Here is a 15717-nt window from a genome sequence, read left to right on the forward strand (position 1 = left end):
GCTCCCTGACCGCGGGCCTGGCCGCGTCCAGCACCGTCATGAACCAGGCGGAGAACGTCGCCCGGCCGTGCAGCTCGGTCAGCTCGTCCGGCGTCACGAAAGCCGTCTCGCTGATCTCCTCCGGATCCGGCAGCACCGGCTGCTGCACCATCCCGACGAAGAGGTGGTTGTACTCCTGCTCGACCAGCCCGGACTCCGGGTCCGGGTGGTTGTAGCGGACCGTGCCGGCCTCGGCGAGCAGCGAGGGGGAGACCCCCAGCTCCTCGTAGGTGCGCCGGGCGGCCGCGGCGAACGGCGCCTCGCCCGGGTACGGGTGGCCGCAGCAGGTGTTCGACCAGACACCGGGGGAGTGGTACTTGCCCAGCGCACGGCGCTGCAGCAGCAGCCGCCCCTGCTCGTCGAAGAGGAACACCGAGAACGCGCGGTGCAGCCGACCGGGCGCCTGATGGGCGGAGAGCTTCTCCGCCGTGCCGATGGTGTTGCCCTCCTCGTCGACCAGCTCGAGCAGGATCGCTGGTGATGTGCCGTTCGACGAACTGGTCGCCGCGGTGGCTGGTGTGATCGGCATAACCGTCCTTCGCATCGGTCCTCGGCCCTGCGGTCCTTCCGGAGGAAGGACCCTGGGCCCCGCTCAGTCTGCCGTACAAAAGCGGCTTGTCCGTACTTCGGTGGCCGCCTGGCATGTCCGCCCCGCCCCGTCGGCCGGGGCGGGACGGACAGCCGGTCAGACGCCGAACGCCGCCGGATAGCGGACCGTGCCCTTCGGCACCTCTTCGCGGCCGTCGAGCGTCAGCACCATCAGGGCCTCCTCCGGTACCTCGAAAGATGTCCTGATCCCGTGCTTCACCGCGACCTCGAAGCCGAACCTCGGGTAGTACCCGGGATGCCCCAGGACGACGACCGGTCCGTCACCGCGCGACCGCGCCGCGTCGAGCACCGCCCGTACGACCGCCGTCCCCGCCCCCTGCCGCTGATGGCGGGGCGCGGTCGCGACCGGCGCCAGGGCGAGCGCGGGTGTGCCGCCGATCCGGCACCGGGTGAGCAGCGCGTACGCGGCGACCGACCCGTCCTCGGCCTCCGCCACGTACGACAGCCCCGGCAGCCACGCCTCGGCGTCCAGGCGGAGCGAGTCCACGAGGGCGGCCTCCTCCGGGGTGGGGAACGCGGCGGCGTTGACCGCGCGTACGGCCGGGATGTCGGCCGCCGTCTCCGGCCGGGTGCGCCAGCGGGGGTCGGCCGGGCGGAGCACGTAGCCGGTGTAACCGAACTCCGCGCCGTGGTCCCTGCGCATGGCGATCTCCGCGCGGGTGGCGGCCACCGCCTCCGGCATGCCGGGCACGCCCGGGTCCGCGGCGTCGGCCCGCTCGCCCAGCGGGCCGTAGTACTCGTCCCAGTCGCTCTCGGGCTGCCGGTACAGCCCGAGCACGGTGTAGCCGGCCGCGACGGCCGCCGAACAGTTGTCGGCCGTGCCGCGCAACGGGTAGAGCGCGTCCCAGAAGGCGCGGGCCTCCGGGGACGGCTCGGCCGATGTCCACTCGCACTCGGTCATGACCAGGCTGCCGCCGGTGGTCCCCCCACGCCGCTGGGTGCAGGGGGAGAGCAACCGCCGCCACTTCTCGAGCCCGGTGTCGAAGCCGATGCTGTAGGCGGAGCTCTCCGCCCAGACGAGGTCGAACGACCCGTCGGGGAAGGGGAGGTCTCCCATGTCGGCGTTGACGGTGACGATCGAGTCACCGAGGCCGCGCGCCACGGCGCTGTGCCGCAGCTCGTCCAGGAACGGCTGGTGCAGATCGACCGCCGTCACCAGTGCGCCGGCCCGCTCTGCCAGCAGCAGGGCCGAGCGGCCGGGACCGCAGCCGAGGTCGAGCACGCGCGGCCGGGCGGGCAGGGGGCCCACCGCCGCGAGCAGCCGCGCAGAGGTGTCGTCGGAGCCGGGACCCTGCCGCGGGAGACCGTGGTGCAGGGCGAAGAAAGCGTCGTGCAAAGCGTTGTCGGACAACGTGGAAACCCTTGTTCACGGGGCTCCGGCCGACGTGCGCGATCGGACCGGCGGATACCGGACAGGATCGGATCAGGGTCGGACGGAAGCCCGGAGGATGAGGAAGGACCGGGTGTGCGCAGGGCTGGGGGTACCACCACGCCGCCAGGCGCAGGGGGAGTCCGCTGCGACGGTCATCAACCTCAGCTCCTCTCAAGGATCGTGGGACGTCCGCGTCCGCGGAAACCCTAGCAGGGGCGGGCGGTCCCGCTCAGTGGCAGAGTCTCGCCTCGTGCTCGGCGTGCCCGACCGGCTCCAGCTGGAAGGTGCAGTGCTCGACGTCGAAGTGCTCGCCGAGGCAGCCCTGGAGGTCGTGCAGCATCTTCTCGTGGCCCACCGAGTCCAGCGCTTCCTGGCTGACGACCACGTGCGCCGAGAGCACCGGCATTCCGGACGTGATCGTCCAGGCGTGCAGGTCGTGCACGTCCGCCACGCCGGGCAGGGCCAGTATGTGCGCACGCACCTCCTCCATGTCGACGCCCTTGGGGGCCGACTCCAACAGCACGTTCAGCGTCTCCCGCAGCAGCCGCAGAGTGCGCGGCACGATCATCACGCCGATGGCCAGGGAGGCGATCGGGTCGGCGTACTGCCAGCCGGTCGCCAGGATGATCCCCGCGGACACCAGGACCGTCACCGAGCCGAGCGCGTCCGCCATCACCTCGAGATAGGCGCCGCGAACGTTGATGCTCTCCTTCTGGCCCCGCATCAGCAGCGTCAGCGAGACCATGTTCGCCACCAGGCCGACGACGGCGAAGACGACGGTGAGGCCGCCCCGGGTCTCCGCCGGCTCCATGAACCGCTGCACCGCCTCCACGAGCAGGAAACCGCCGACGCCGAGCAGCAGCAGACAGTTGGCGAGCGCCGCGAGGATCTCGGCCCGGGCGAAGCCGAACGTGCGGTTCACCCCGGCCGGCCGGTTGGCGAAGTGGATCGCGAGCAGGGCCATCCCGAGGCCCACCGCGTCCGTCGCCATGTGCGCAGCGTCCGCGAGCAGGGCCAGCGAGCCCGACAGCACCCCGCCGACGACCTCCAGCACCGTCACGCCGAGCGTGATGGCGAGGGCGATCCGCAGCCGGCTCCGGTGGGCGGCGGCCGCGGTGCCCGTGGGCGGCGGGCCGCCGTGAGTATGCCCGTGGTCGTGCCCTGCCCCCATGTCGATGCCTTTCACTGTTGGTGCGCGTCGCTCGGCCGAGGCTAAGTCAACTACGGGTGGGGGGTATCGGGCAACACGGCACTGAACACCGTTGTCATATGCTCTGACCTGCGGAAATGCTTGCAGGTCAGAGCGTCCTGCAGATCAGTACGGTGCACCCTCGTGGCGTCCGAGGCAGGCCGTAGGACACGGCCGCCCGTTCGCCTGCCGCCGTCACGGCGTGCACGACAGGCCCCCGCCGGAACGTGCTCCACGTGCGATGCGCCACGTCACGGGCTCTGGCCGGGGCCTCGGTTTGGAGGGCGGGGCGTGGATCGACAATGATGATCTCGGCGGGCCGCCAGGGCGTAAACGGCCGGTGAACTCCCGCTTCCGTACATCCGATAGCCTCTGCCGACGTGCCGCCGCCCGTGTGCGGGCCGAGCCGCCGTGGACCAGCACTGTCAGCGCCAAGGAGTGAGTTCGTCTGTCGACCGCCATCCTCACCGGTCCGCCAGTACCCGGGTCGTCGCTCGAGGGCGATCTGCGGTCGCTGGGCTTCGACGTGCGGGTCGCAGGCGGCCCTGAGCACACCGCCGCCCTGATCGAGGCCGTGCCCGGTACCGAGAGGGTCGCCGTGGTCGACCCGCGCTTCGTGGGCCATGTGCACGCCCTGCGGCTGGCGCTGACCGACCCGCGCTTTCCCACCGCCGCCGTCACCGGCGCACTCACCGCCCAGCCGGCCGGACGCGCCGCGCTGACCGGCGCCGTGCGCGCCGTCTCCGCCACCGTGCCGGCCGGCGCGGGAGCCGTCGCCGGCGACGGTGTCGTCGACGGTGTGACCGCAGAGCTCGAGGCCCGGGGCATGTCCGTCCATCACCCCGAGCTCGGTCCGCTGGTCGCCGCCGTGCCCTCCGACGCGGAGGAACGGCACCGGACGCGCGCCGCCGTCGAAGCGGTCGACGACGAGGCGGTGCGCCTGCGCTCCGCCGTCAAGGCGCGCGACGGCTTCTTCACCACCTTCTGCATCAGCCCCTACTCCCGCTACATCGCACGCTGGTGCGCCCGCAGGGGACTGACGCCGAACCACGTCACCACCGCGTCGCTGCTCACCGCGCTCGTCGCGGCCGGCTGCGCGGCCACCGGCACCCGCCCCGGCTACATCGCCGCCGGCCTGCTGCTGCTCTTCTCCTTCGTCCTGGACTGCACCGACGGGCAGCTCGCCCGCTACTCCCTGCAGTACTCGACGCTCGGCGCCTGGCTCGACGCGACCTTCGACCGGGCCAAGGAGTACGCCTACTACGCCGGACTCGCCCTCGGCGCCGCCCGCGGCGGCGACGACGTCTGGGCGCTCGCCCTCGGCGCGATGGTGCTCCAGACGTGCCGGCACGTCGTCGACTTCTCCTTCAACGAGGCGAACCACGACGCCACGGCCAACACGAGTCCCACGGCCGCCCTGTCCAGCAAGCTCGACAGCGTCGGCTGGACGGTCTGGCTGCGCCGGATGATAGTTCTGCCGATCGGCGAGCGCTGGGCGATGATCGCCGTGCTCACCGCCGTGGCGACCCCGCGCATCGTCTTCTACGCCCTGCTCGTCGGCTGTTCCCTCGCCGCCTGCTACACCACCGCCGGCCGGGTGCTGCGTTCGCTGACCCGCAAGGCGCACCGCACGGACCGTGCGGCCCAGGCGCTCGCCGACCTCGCGGACTCCGGGCCGGCCGCGGAGGCCGTTTCCCGTGCGACCGCCCGCGTCGCACGGAGGCTGCCGGGCCCGGCGCCGCTCGCGGCGGCCGCCGTGGGCGCGGCCGGGCTGCTGGCGACAGCCGCCTTCACCGGCTTCGGCAGCGTCTGGACGCTGGTCGCCGCCCTCGTGTACGCCGCCACCTCGGGGCTCGCCGTCGCCCGGCCCCTCAAGGGCGCCCTCGACTGGCTCGTCCCCCCTGTCTTCCGGGCCGCCGAGTACGGCACGATCCTGCTCCTCGCCGCACACGCGGAGGTGAACGGGGCGCTGCCGGCCGCTTACGGGCTGGTAGCGGCTGTCGCGTACCATCACTACGACACGGTGTACCGCATCCGCGGTGGCACCGGCGCGCCGCCGCACTGGCTGGTCCGGGCCGTCGGCGGGCACGAGGGGCGGGTTCTGGCAGTCGCTGTGCTCGCTTTCCTGCTGCCCGCGGACATCACCATCGCGCTGACGGTCCTCGCTGTGGCCGTGGCGGCCGTGGTGCTGGTCGAGAGCGTTCGCTTCTGGGTGTCCTCGCAGGCACCCGCAGTACATGACGAAGGAGAACCCGCATGATTGGCCTCGTACTGGCAGCCGGTGCCGGAAGGCGTCTTCGCCCCTACACCGACACGCTTCCGAAGGCCCTCGTGCCGGTGGACGGGGAGACCACGGTCCTCGACCTGACGCTGGGCAACTTCGCGGAGATCGGGCTCACGGAGGCGGCGATCGTCGTCGGCTACCGCAAGGAGGCCGTGTACGAGCGCAAGGCGGCGCTCGAGGCGAAGTACGGCCTGAAGCTCACCCTCGTCGACAACGACAAGGCGGAGGAGTGGAACAACGCCTACTCCCTGTGGTGCGCCCGTGACGTCCTCGCCGAGGGCGTGATCCTCGCCAACGGCGACACCGTGCACCCCGTCTCCGTCGAGAAGACCCTGCTCGCCGCCCGCGGCAACGGCCAGAAGATCATCCTCGCCCTCGACACGGTGAAGAACCTCGCCGACGAGGAGATGAAGGTCATCACCGCCGAGGGCAAGGGTGTCCAGCGGATCACCAAGCTGATGGACCCGGCGACCGCCACCGGCGAGTACATCGGCGTCACGCTCATCGAGCCGGAGGCCGCCGCGGACCTCGCGGACGCGCTGAAGACGACGTTCGAGCGCGACCCCGACCTCTACTACGAGGACGGCTACCAGGAGCTCGTCAACCGCGGTTTCACGATCGACGTGGCGCCCATCGGCGACGTCAAGTGGGTCGAGATCGACAACCACGACGACCTCGCGAAGGGCCGTGACATCGCGTGCCAGTACTGACCCGGCTCATCCCCTCACCGGTCGTCGTCGACGTCCGGGCGGGCGCACTGGACGACCTGGCCGGCATCCTCGCCGACCAGCGGATCTCCGCGTCCGGCCGGCTGGCGATCGCGATCAGCGGCGGCTCGGGACAGGTACTCCGGGCGCAGATGGCGCCTACGCTGCCCGGCGCCGACTGGTACGAGGTCGCCGGCGGCACCATCGACGCCGCGGTCAAGCTGGCCGACGACATCAAGGGCAAGCGGTACGACGCGGTCGTCGGCCTCGGCGGCGGCAAGATCATCGACGTGGCGAAGTACGCCGCGGCACGGGTCGGCCTGCCGCTCGTCGCCGTGGCGACGAACCTCTCGCACGACGGCCTCTGCTCGCCGGTCTCCACGCTCGACAACGACAACGGCCGCGGCTCCTACGGTGTCCCGACGCCCATCGCCATGGTCATCGACCTCGACGTGATCCGCGAGGCCCCCGTCCGCTTCGTCCGCTCCGGCATCGGCGACGCGATCTCCAACATCTCGGCGATCGCCGACTGGGAGCTCTCCCACCAGGTCACCGGCGAGAAGGTCGACGGCCTGGCCGCCGCCATGGGCCGCACCGCGGGCGAGTCCGTGCTGCGCCATCCCGGCGGCGTCGGCGACGACGAGTTCCTGACCGTTCTCGCCGAGGCTCTGGTGCTGACCGGGATCGCCATGTCGATCAGCGGCGACTCCCGGCCCGCCTCGGGCGCCTGCCACGAGATCAGCCACGCCTTCGACCTGCTGTACCCCAAGCGGGCGGCCAGCCACGGCGAGCAGTGCGGACTGGGAGCGGCCTTCGCGATGCACCTGCGCGGTGCCGGCGAGCAGGCCGGCCTGTTCGCCGAGGTGCTGCGCCGGCACGGTCTGCCCGTGCTCCCGCAGGAGATCGGCTTCTCCGCGGACGAGTTCGTGCGCGCCGTGGAGTACGCGCCGCAGACCCGCCCGGGCCGTTTCACCATCCTCGAGCACCTCGACCTCGACCATGACCAAATCAGGGACGCGTACGCCGACTATGCCAAGACCATCAGTAGCTGAACTCCGCCCGGTCGTTCACCCCGCGGGTGTGAAGGACCGGCGCAGCGGTGAGCACTGGGGCGGCCGCCTCTACATGCGCGAGATCTCCCTGCGGATCACCCGCCTCCTGGTCACCACCAAGGTCACGCCCAACCAGCTGACCTACGTGATGACCCTCGCCGGTGTCCTGGCCGCTCCCGCCCTGCTCGTGCCGGGCATATGGGGGGCCGTACTCGGTGTGGTCGCGGTCCAGCTCTATCTGCTGCTCGACTGCGTCGACGGCGAGGTGGCCCGCTGGAAGCAGCAGTTCTCGCTGTCCGGCGTGTACCTGGACCGGGTCGGCGCCTACCTGTGCGACGCGGCGGTCCTGGTCGGTTTCGGCCTGCGCGCCGCGGACCTGTGGGGCAGCGGCCGGACCGACTGGCTGTGGGCCTTCCTCGGCACCCTCGCCGCGCTCGGCGCGATCCTGATCAAGGCCGAGACCGACCTCGTCGGTGTCGCCCGCCACCAGGGCGGGCTGCCTCCGGTCAAGGAGGCGGCGGCGGAGCCGCGCTCCTCCGGGGTGGCACTCGCCCGCCGGGCCGCCGCCGCGCTGAAGTTCCACCGGCTGGTCCTCGGCATCGAGGCGTCCCTGCTCATCCTGGTGCTGGCCGTCCTCGACGAGGTCCGGGACGACCTGTTCTTCTCCCGTCTCGGCGTCGCCGTGCTGGCCGGCATCGCGCTGCTCCAGACGCTGCTCCACCTCGTGTCCGTCCTCGCTTCGAGCAGGCTGAAGTGACGGCCCCGCTGAAGCTCGGCGCCGTCGTCATCACGATGGGGACCCGGCCCGACGAGCTGCGCGCCCTCCTCGACTCGGTCGCCAAGCAGGACGGCGACCCCATCGAGGTGGTCGTGGTCGGCAACGGCGCTCCCGTGGTGGACGTGCCCGAGGGCGTGCGCACGATCGACCTGCCGGAGAACCTCGGAATCCCCGGCGGCCGCAACGTCGGCATCGAGGCCTTCGGACCCGGCGGCTCGGACGTCGACGTGCTGCTCTTCCTGGACGACGACGGACTGCTCCCCGACGCGGGCACCGCCCAGCTGGTCCGGGAGGCCTTCGACGCGGACCCGGGCCTGGGCATCGTCAGCTTCCGCATCGCGGATCCCGAGACCGGGCTCACCCAGCGCCGGCACGTCCCGAGACTGCGTGCCTCCGACCCGATGCGCTCCTCTCGGGTCACCACCTTCCTCGGCGGTGCCAACGCCGTGCGCACGAAGGTGCTGGCCCAGGTCGGCGGGCTTCCCGACGAGTTCTTCTACGCCCACGAGGAGACGGATCTCGCCTGGCGCGCACTGGACGCCGGCTGGTCCATCGAGTACCGCGCGGACATGGTGCTCCTCCACCCGACCATGCCCCCCTCCCGGCACGCGGTCTACCACCGGATGGTGGCCCGCAACCGGGTCTGGGTGGCGCGGCGGAACCTGCCCCTGCCCCTGGTGCCCGTCTACGTGGGGGTGTGGGTGCTGCTCACTCTCCTGCGGCGCCCGACGCTGCCGGCGCTCAAGGCGTGGTTCGGCGGTTTCCGGGAGGGATGGCGCACACCCTGCGGACCGCGCCGCCCGATGAGGTGGCGTACGGTGTGGCGTCTTACCAGGCTGGGCCGACCTCCTGTCATCTGACAAGCTCGGTTCTGAGAGCATCGGGGCGACGAGCCGCTGAGGCCGCGCCCCGAACTGCCGCGCATCTTGAAGACGAAAGTTTCAACTTGTGAGTGACACAACCCATGACGGTGCCATCCTGACGAGCCGCACGCCGTCGCCGGACGACGGCCTGTCCCCGTCGCAGCTCGCCGCCAAGTACGGCCTGACCGTCAGCGGCGCCCGCCCGGGCCTGGCCTCGTACATCAGGCAGCTCTGGGGCCGCCGCCACTTCATCCTGGCCTTTTCGCAGGCCAAGCTGACGGCCCAGTACAGCCAGGCGAAGCTGGGGCAGCTCTGGCAGGTGGCGACGCCGCTGCTGAACGCGCTGGTGTACTTCCTGATCTTCGGCCTGATCCTCGACGCGGACCGGGGCTTCAGCACCGAGGTCTACATCCCGTTCCTGGTGACCGGTGTGTTCGTGTTCACGTTCACCCAGAGCTCGGTGATGGCGGGTGTGCGGGCGATCTCGGGCAACCTGGGCCTGGTGCGCGCCCTGCACTTCCCCCGGGCGTCGCTGCCGATCTCCTTCGCGCTCCAGCAGCTCCAGCAGCTGCTGTTCTCGATGATCGTGCTGGTGGCGGTGGTGGTCGGCCTCGGCAGCTACCCGGCCCTGTCCTGGCTGCTGGTGCTCCCCGCGCTCGCGCTGCAGTTCGTGTTCAACACCGGCCTGGCCCTGATCATGGCCAGGCTCGGAGCGAAGACCCCCGACCTGGCGCAGCTGATGCCGTTCGTCATGCGCACCTGGCTCTACGCCTCGGGCGTGATGTTCTCCATCCCGGTGATGCTCGCCGACAAGCCGGCCTGGATCGCGGACGTCCTCATGTACAACCCGGCCGCGGTCTACATGGACCTCATCCGGTTCGCGCTGATCGACGGCTACGGTTCCGAGAACCTGCCCTCGCACGTCTGGGCGGCCGGCCTGGGCTGGGCCCTCCTGGTCGGCTTCGCGGGCTTCGTGTACTTCTGGAAGGCTGAGGAGCGGTACGGCCGTGGCTGAGAACAACGACAACAGAGCCGGGGCGCGCGTCCCGACCGTCATCGCCGACGACGTGCACATCGTGTACCGGGTCAACGCCGGCAGCGGCGGAAAGGGCAGCGCCACGGCGGCGCTGAGCCGGATCCTGCGCCGGGAGAAGGGCGAGGCGCGCGGTGTGCGCAAGGTCCACGCCGTGCGCGGCGTGACCTTCACCGCCTACCGCGGCGAGGCGATCGGCCTGATCGGCACCAACGGCTCCGGCAAGTCGACCCTGCTGCGCGCCATCGCCGGTCTGCTGCCGGCCGAGAGCGGCAAGGTCTACACCGACGGCCAGCCCTCGCTGCTCGGCGTCAACGCCGCGCTGATGAACGACCTGACCGGCGAGCGCAACGTCATACTCGGCGGCCTGGCCATGGGCATGTCGCGCGAGGAGATCCGCGAGCGCTACCAGGGGATCGTCGACTTCTCCGGCATCAACGAGAAGGGCGACTTCATCACCCTGCCGATGCGCACGTACTCCTCCGGCATGGCGGCCAGGCTCCGCTTCTCCATCGCCGCCGCGAAGGACCACGACGTCCTGATGATCGACGAGGCGCTGGCCACCGGTGACCGCCGGTTCCAGATCCGCTCCGAGGAGCGCATCAGGGAGCTTCGCAAGGAGGCCGGCACGGTCTTCCTCGTCAGCCACAGCAACAAGTCGATCCGGGACACCTGCGACCGGGTCCTGTGGCTGGAGAAGGGCGAACTCCTGATGGACGGTCCGACCGACGAGGTCATCAAGGCGTACGAGAAGGAGACGGGCAAGTAGCCCCGGTTCCCCAGCGCCCGCAAGGCCCTCGCCGGTCGGCCGGCGAGGGCCTTCCGCTTGCCGCCGGCCTCCGGCGGTGCGGTGCACCGGACCGCCGACGGGCAGTCAACTTGCCCGGGATCCGGGAAGGTTGGACCCGAACGCGGTGTTGTTCCGTTCTGTGCGGCACCCCGGGGCGTCGTTCGGCGTTGTACAACGTAAGCTGTACCGGGACCGAATCGCGGCAAGTGGGGCGATATGTCGCGATCCGATCGGCCCGGCCTTCGGTCACGGGGTGGCAGGCAAGCGGCGCAGCGTGCGGCGGCGTGTCCGAAATGGGATGTATTGAGTCGGCAGTGTAGAACGGGAGATGTGATGGCCATGACGGGAAGTCTCCAGCTCCGCGAGCCCATCGCCGTCTCCGTTCCCGGCAGCGCGCAGTGACGGGCACCGTGCACCCGCGCGCCGACGACCCGGCCCGGGGCACCCTCGACAAGGCCGCCGACGAGAACTTCCCCGTCGCCCCGTTCTTCCTCCCCCGCGCCTGGCGGGACGACCTCATGGCCGTCTACGGCTACGCCCGGCTCGTCGACGACATCGGCGACGGTGACCTCGCGCCCGGCGGCGCCGACGCCCGCCACCTCGGCATCGGACCGGACCCGGCCGACGACCGGCTCGCCCTCCTCGACGCCTTCGAGGCCGACCTGCGCCGCGTCTTCGACCTGTCGGGCGACGCCCCGCGCCACCCGCTGCTGCGGGCACTGCGGCCCACCGTCGCGCGGCGCTCGCTCACCCCCGAGCCGTTCCTCGGCCTGATCGCCGCCAACCGGCAGGACCAGCTGGTACGCCGCTACGAGACGTACGACGACCTCCTCGCCTACTGCGAGCTGTCGGCGAACCCGGTGGGCCGGCTCGTCCTCGGCATCACCGGCACGACGAGCCCCGAGCGGCTGCGCCGCTCCGACGCCGTGTGCACGGGGCTCCAGATCGTCGAGCACCTCCAGGACGTCGCGGAGGACCTCGCCCGCGACCGGATCTACCTGCCGGCAGAGGACATGAAACGTTTCCACATCACGGAGGCCGACCTTGCCGCACCGACCGCAGGCGCCTCGGTGCGCGCCCTGATCGCCTTCGAGGCGCAGCGGGCACGGGCGCTGCTCGACGAGGGCATCGGGCTGGTCGGCTCCGTCGACGGGCGGCTGCGGCTGCTGCTGGCGGGTTTCGTCGGCGGTGGGCGTGCCGCGCTCGCCGCGATCGCCGCCGCCGGACATGATGTGCTGCCCGCACCGCCCAGAGCGACCAGGCCGAGGCTGCTGCGTGAAGTGGGGACCGTCTTGCGAAGAGCGCGTAGAGAGGGATGAACCGGACGATGGAGGGACCGACCCAGGTGCCGACCGCGCCGGTGCAGGCCGCGTACAGCTACTGCGAGGCCGTCACCGGACAGCAGGCCCGGAACTTCGCCTACGGCATCAGGCTCCTGCCGCCGCACAAGCGCCAGGCCATGTCGGCGCTGTACGCGTTCTCCCGGCGCGTCGACGACATCGGTGACGGCACGCTGAAGCCGCAGGCCAAGCAGGACCGGCTGGAAGCCACGCGCGAGCTGCTCGAACGCATCAGGCAGGGCGCCGTCGACGAGGACGACACCGACCCCGTCGCCGTCGCGCTCTGCGACGCCGCACGCCGCTTCCCGCTGCCGCTCGGCGGCCTCGACGAGCTCATCGACGGCGTGCTGATGGACGTCCGCGGCGAGACGTACGAGACCTGGGACGACCTCAAGGCCTACTGCCGGTGCGTGGCCGGCGCGATCGGGCGGCTCTCGCTCGGCGTGTTCGGTACCCAGCCCGGCGCGCGCGGAGCCGACCGCGCCGCCGAGTACGCCGATACGCTGGGCCTCGCCCTGCAAGTCACCAACATCCTCAGGGACATCGCCGAGGACGCGGCCAACGGCCGCACCTACCTGCCGTCCGACGACCTCGCCAAGTTCGGCTGCTCCGACGGCTTTCACGGCACGACACCGCCGCCCGGCTCCGACTTCGCCGGCCTGGTCCACTTCGAAGTACGGCGCGCCCGTGCCCTGTTCGCCGAGGGCTACCGCCTGCTGCCCATGCTGGACCGGCGCAGCGGCGCGTGCGTCGCGGCCATGGCCGGCATCTACCGCCGGCTCCTCGACCGCATCGAACGCGACCCGGACGCCGTGCTGCGCGGGCGTGTCTCCCTGCCGGGACGCGAGAAGGCGTACGTCGCCGTCCGCGGACTGTCCGGCCTGGACGCCCGCCACATCGGCCGCCAGACCCACGGAGGGCGCCGGTGACACCCCCGACGGACATCACGGACCCGGCCGCGGCGCAGGCACCCGAACCCGCGCGGCGGGCAACCGGCCGGGCCGCCGCCGCGTCACTGACGGTGGCGGCCGCGGCACGTCACGTGCCCGGCGGCAATCGGTTCACGAGGGAGGCACGCGGATGACGGCCGACGGCATGGACTCCCGGCACGCGGTGGTGGTCGGCGGCGGCATCGCCGGTGTCACCGCGGCACTCCAACTCGCCGACGCGGGGGTGCGGGTCACCCTGCTCGAGAGCCGGCCACGGCTCGGCGGGCTCGCCTTCTCGTTCCGCCGCGGCGAGCTCACCGTGGACAACGGCCAGCACGTGTACCTGCGTTGCTGCACCGCCTACCGCTGGTTCCTCGACCGGATCGACGGCGCGCACCTCGCCCCGGTCCAGGACCGCCTGGACGTGCCCGTCCTCGACGTCGCCGCCAGGAAGGGGCCGAGGCTCGGCCGCCTGCGGCGCTCCGCGCTGCCCGTACCGCTGCACCTCGCCGGGAGCCTCGCCGGCTACCCGCACCTCTCGCTCGCCGAGCGGGCGGGCGTCGGCCGTGCGGCGCTCGCGCTGAAAGGGCTGGACCCCACGGACCCGGCACTGGACGGCGTCGACTTCGCGACCTGGCTCGGCCGCCACGGCCAGTCGCCGCGCGCCGTCGCCGCCCTGTGGGACCTCGTCGGCGTAGCGACCCTCAACGCCAGGGCACCGCAGGCGTCCCTGGGTCTCGCCGCGATGGTCTTCAAGACAGGGCTGCTGTCCGAGCCCGGCGCCGCCGACATCGGCTGGGCCCGGGTGCCGCTCGGCGACCTGCACGACACACTCGCCCGCAAGGCCCTCGACTCGGCCGGGGTGCGCACCGAACTGTCCACCCGGGTACGGCGGATCAGCCGGCCCGCGGACGGCCGCTGGCAGGTCGACGTGGACGGCGAGCAACTGGACGCCGACACCGTCGTGCTGGCCGTCGCGCAGCGCGAGGCCCACGCCCTGCTCCCGGCCGGCGCGCTGGAGGACCCCGACCGGCTGCTCGACATCGGCACCGCCCCCATCCTCAACATCCATGTGCTGTACGACCGCAGGGTGCTGCGCCGGCCCTTCTTCGCCGCGCTCGGCACGTCGGTCCAGTGGGTCTTCGACCGCACGGAGGCGTCGGGCGCCAAGGAAGGCCAGTACCTCGCGGTCTCCCAGTCCGCGGCGCACAACGAGATCGACGAACCCGTCTCCGTGCTGCGGAAGAGGTATCTGCCGGAGCTGGAAAGGCTGTTGCCCGCAGCGCGCGGCGCGAAGGTACGGGATTTCTTCGTCACCCGTGAGCGTACGGCGACCTTCGCACCGTCCCCCGGCGTCGGCAGGCTGCGGCCGGCCGCGCACACACGCGCCTCCGGGCTGTACCTTGCTGGCGCGTGGACTGCCACCGGCTGGCCCGCGACCATGGAGGGCGCCGTGCGCAGCGGGTTCAGTGCCGCGGGTGCTGCGCTCTCCGCGCTCGGCCGCTGCCATGAACATCCCCTCAAGGAGGCGGCGTGAGCACCAGTACTGGAACCAGAGGAGAAAGCGTGCCGACAGTGCACTCGGCGTACCCGGCTGACGACACCGCACAGAGCGCGGAGAATGTCGACATCTCCGCGCTGCTGGAGCGCGGACGGACTATGTCCACGCCGGTGCTGCGCGCCGCCGTGGAGCGGCTCGCGCCGCCCATGGACACCGTCGCCGCCTACCACTTCGGCTGGATCGACGCGCAGGGACGGCCGTCGGACGGCGACGGCGGCAAGGCCGTACGCCCGGCGCTGGCGCTGCTCTCCGCGGAGGCGGCGGGCGCCGCGCCCGAGGTCGGCATCCCCGGGGCCGTCGCCGTGGAGCTGGTGCACAACTTCTCGCTCCTGCACGACGACCTGATGGACGGCGACGAACAGCGCCGCCACCGCGACACGGTCTGGAAGGTGCACGGGCCCGCCCTGGCGATCCTGGTCGGCGACGCGCTCTTCGCGCTGGCGAACGAAGTGCTGCTGGAGAGCGGCACCGTGGAGGCCGGGCGGGCCGCCCGCCGGCTCACCACCGCGTCCCGCAAGCTCATCGACGGCCAGGCCCAGGACATCTCCTACGAGCACCGCGAGCGGGTCACCGTCGAGGAGTGCCTGGAGATGGAGGGCAACAAGACCGGTGCGCTGCTGGCCTGCGCCGTCTCCATCGGCGCGGTGCTCGGCGGGGCCGACGAGAGGACCGCCGACACGCTGGAGGCGTACGGCCACCACCTCGGTCTGGCCTTCCAGGCCGTCGACGACCTGCTCGGCATCTGGGGCGACCCGGTCGCCACCGGCAAGCAGACCTGGAGCGACCTGCGCCAGCGCAAGAAGTCCCTGCCGGTCGTCGCGGCGCTCGCGGCCGGCGGTCCGGCCTCCGAGCGGCTCGGCGAGCTGCTCGCCGCCGACGCCAAGAGCAGCGACTTCGCCCGCTTCTCCGAGGAGGAGTTCGCCACCCGGGCGGCCCTGATCGAGGAGGCCGGCGGCCGGGAGTGGACCTCCCAGGAGGCCCGCCGTCAGCACGCCGTCGCGATCGAGGCCCTCGACCGAGTCGACATGCCGGAACGGGTCCGCGCGCAGCTCGTCGCGCTCGCGGACTTCGTCGTCGTACGAAAGAGATGATCGCCATCACCATCGCAAGGACCGACCGGAACAACAGCCGCACCATATGAAGCGCGTCGCCGGCCGGTGACGTCATCGTC

Annotated in this window: 14 protein-coding genes; 11 read left to right on the plus strand and 3 right to left on the minus strand. The window is 71.8% G+C overall.

Annotated features, from left to right (window positions below; genetic code table 11):
* From idi to ACWGH4_RS16295, 3 genes are all read right to left on the minus strand, one after another.
* Positions 1-568 (minus strand): isopentenyl-diphosphate Delta-isomerase (gene idi / locus ACWGH4_RS16285; RefSeq protein ID WP_453460882.1); only part of this gene is annotated, 568 nt, incomplete at its 3' end.
* 156 nt (positions 569-724) lie between these two features.
* Positions 725-1999 (minus strand): GNAT family N-acetyltransferase, encoded by a 1275-nt coding sequence (locus ACWGH4_RS16290; RefSeq protein ID WP_453460885.1) that lies wholly within the window; start codon positions 1997-1999, stop codon positions 725-727.
* A 250-nt stretch (positions 2000-2249) separates the two neighbouring features.
* Entirely contained in the window at positions 2250-3191 is a 942-nt protein-coding gene (locus ACWGH4_RS16295) for a cation diffusion facilitator family transporter (protein WP_453460888.1), read from the minus strand.
* 466 nt (positions 3192-3657) lie between these two features.
* On the opposite strand from ACWGH4_RS16295, the gene ACWGH4_RS16300 reads away from it, so the two are divergent.
* The 11 genes from ACWGH4_RS16300 (at position 3658) to ACWGH4_RS16350 (ending at position 15637) form a co-directional block, all read left to right on the plus strand.
* Positions 3658-5469 carry a DUF5941 domain-containing protein gene (locus ACWGH4_RS16300; protein WP_453460907.1) on the plus strand — a complete coding sequence of 604 codons (1812 nt, stop codon included), beginning with the start codon at positions 3658-3660 and terminating at the stop codon, positions 5467-5469.
* Positions 5466-6203: a sugar phosphate nucleotidyltransferase gene (locus ACWGH4_RS16305; protein ID WP_441261995.1), complete on the plus strand. Its 738-nt coding sequence runs from the start codon at positions 5466-5468 to the stop codon at positions 6201-6203. The genes ACWGH4_RS16300 and ACWGH4_RS16305 overlap by 4 nt, the downstream gene beginning before the upstream one ends.
* A complete protein-coding gene (locus tag ACWGH4_RS16310; RefSeq protein WP_441261996.1) occupies positions 6191-7252 on the plus strand; it encodes an iron-containing alcohol dehydrogenase in 1062 nt (353 codons plus the stop codon). The genes ACWGH4_RS16305 and ACWGH4_RS16310 overlap by 13 nt, the downstream gene beginning before the upstream one ends.
* Positions 7230-8009 (plus strand): CDP-alcohol phosphatidyltransferase family protein, encoded by a 780-nt coding sequence (locus ACWGH4_RS16315; protein WP_441261997.1) that lies wholly within the window; start codon positions 7230-7232, stop codon positions 8007-8009. Before ACWGH4_RS16310 ends, ACWGH4_RS16315 begins: the two co-directional genes overlap by 23 nt.
* Positions 8010-8044: 35 nt before the next feature.
* Positions 8045-8890 (plus strand): glycosyltransferase family 2 protein, encoded by an 846-nt coding sequence (locus ACWGH4_RS16320; RefSeq protein ID WP_453460910.1) that lies wholly within the window; start codon positions 8045-8047, stop codon positions 8888-8890.
* 88 nt (positions 8891-8978) lie between these two features.
* Positions 8979-9908 carry an ABC transporter permease gene (locus tag ACWGH4_RS16325; RefSeq protein WP_441261998.1) on the plus strand — a complete coding sequence of 310 codons (930 nt, stop codon included), beginning with the start codon at positions 8979-8981 and terminating at the stop codon, positions 9906-9908.
* On the plus strand, positions 9901-10695 hold the full coding sequence (locus ACWGH4_RS16330; protein WP_453460893.1) for an ABC transporter ATP-binding protein: 795 nt from the start codon (positions 9901-9903) through the stop codon (positions 10693-10695). Before ACWGH4_RS16325 ends, ACWGH4_RS16330 begins: the two co-directional genes overlap by 8 nt.
* 419 nt (positions 10696-11114) lie before the next feature.
* The gene (gene hpnC, locus ACWGH4_RS16335) at positions 11115-12035 is read left to right on the plus strand and encodes a squalene synthase HpnC (protein ID WP_453460896.1); all 921 of its coding nucleotides are present in this window, start codon (positions 11115-11117) and stop codon (positions 12033-12035) included.
* Positions 12032-12985, plus strand: a complete 954-nt coding sequence (hpnD, locus tag ACWGH4_RS16340; RefSeq protein WP_453460899.1) for a presqualene diphosphate synthase HpnD — start codon at positions 12032-12034, stop codon at positions 12983-12985. The genes hpnC and hpnD overlap by 4 nt, the downstream gene beginning before the upstream one ends.
* A 151-nt stretch (positions 12986-13136) precedes the next feature.
* Positions 13137-14522: a hydroxysqualene dehydroxylase HpnE gene (hpnE, locus tag ACWGH4_RS16345; RefSeq protein WP_453460902.1), complete on the plus strand. Its 1386-nt coding sequence runs from the start codon at positions 13137-13139 to the stop codon at positions 14520-14522.
* Positions 14519-15637 (plus strand): polyprenyl synthetase family protein, encoded by a 1119-nt coding sequence (locus ACWGH4_RS16350; protein WP_453460905.1) that lies wholly within the window; start codon positions 14519-14521, stop codon positions 15635-15637. Before hpnE ends, ACWGH4_RS16350 begins: the two co-directional genes overlap by 4 nt.
* The last annotated feature ends 80 nt before the right edge of the window (positions 15638-15717 follow it).

Source organism: Streptomyces sp. NPDC054847 (assembly GCF_053610925.1).

Excerpts from the sequence above, each read along its gene's own strand:
- ACWGH4_RS16295 (WP_453460888.1), bottom strand. The coding sequence starts at position 3,191 with ATGGGGGCAGGGCACGACCACGGGCATACTCACGGCGGCCCGCCGCCC.
- ACWGH4_RS16305 (WP_441261995.1), top strand. The coding sequence starts at position 5,466 with ATGATTGGCCTCGTACTGGCAGCCGGTGCCGGAAGGCGTCTTCGCCCC.
- ACWGH4_RS16315 (WP_441261997.1), top strand. The coding sequence starts at position 7,230 with ATGCCAAGACCATCAGTAGCTGAACTCCGCCCGGTCGTTCACCCCGCG.
- ACWGH4_RS16320 (WP_453460910.1), top strand. The coding sequence starts at position 8,045 with ATGGGGACCCGGCCCGACGAGCTGCGCGCCCTCCTCGACTCGGTCGCC.
- hpnD (WP_453460899.1), top strand. The coding sequence starts at position 12,032 with ATGAACCGGACGATGGAGGGACCGACCCAGGTGCCGACCGCGCCGGTG.
- hpnE (WP_453460902.1), top strand. The coding sequence starts at position 13,137 with ATGACGGCCGACGGCATGGACTCCCGGCACGCGGTGGTGGTCGGCGGC.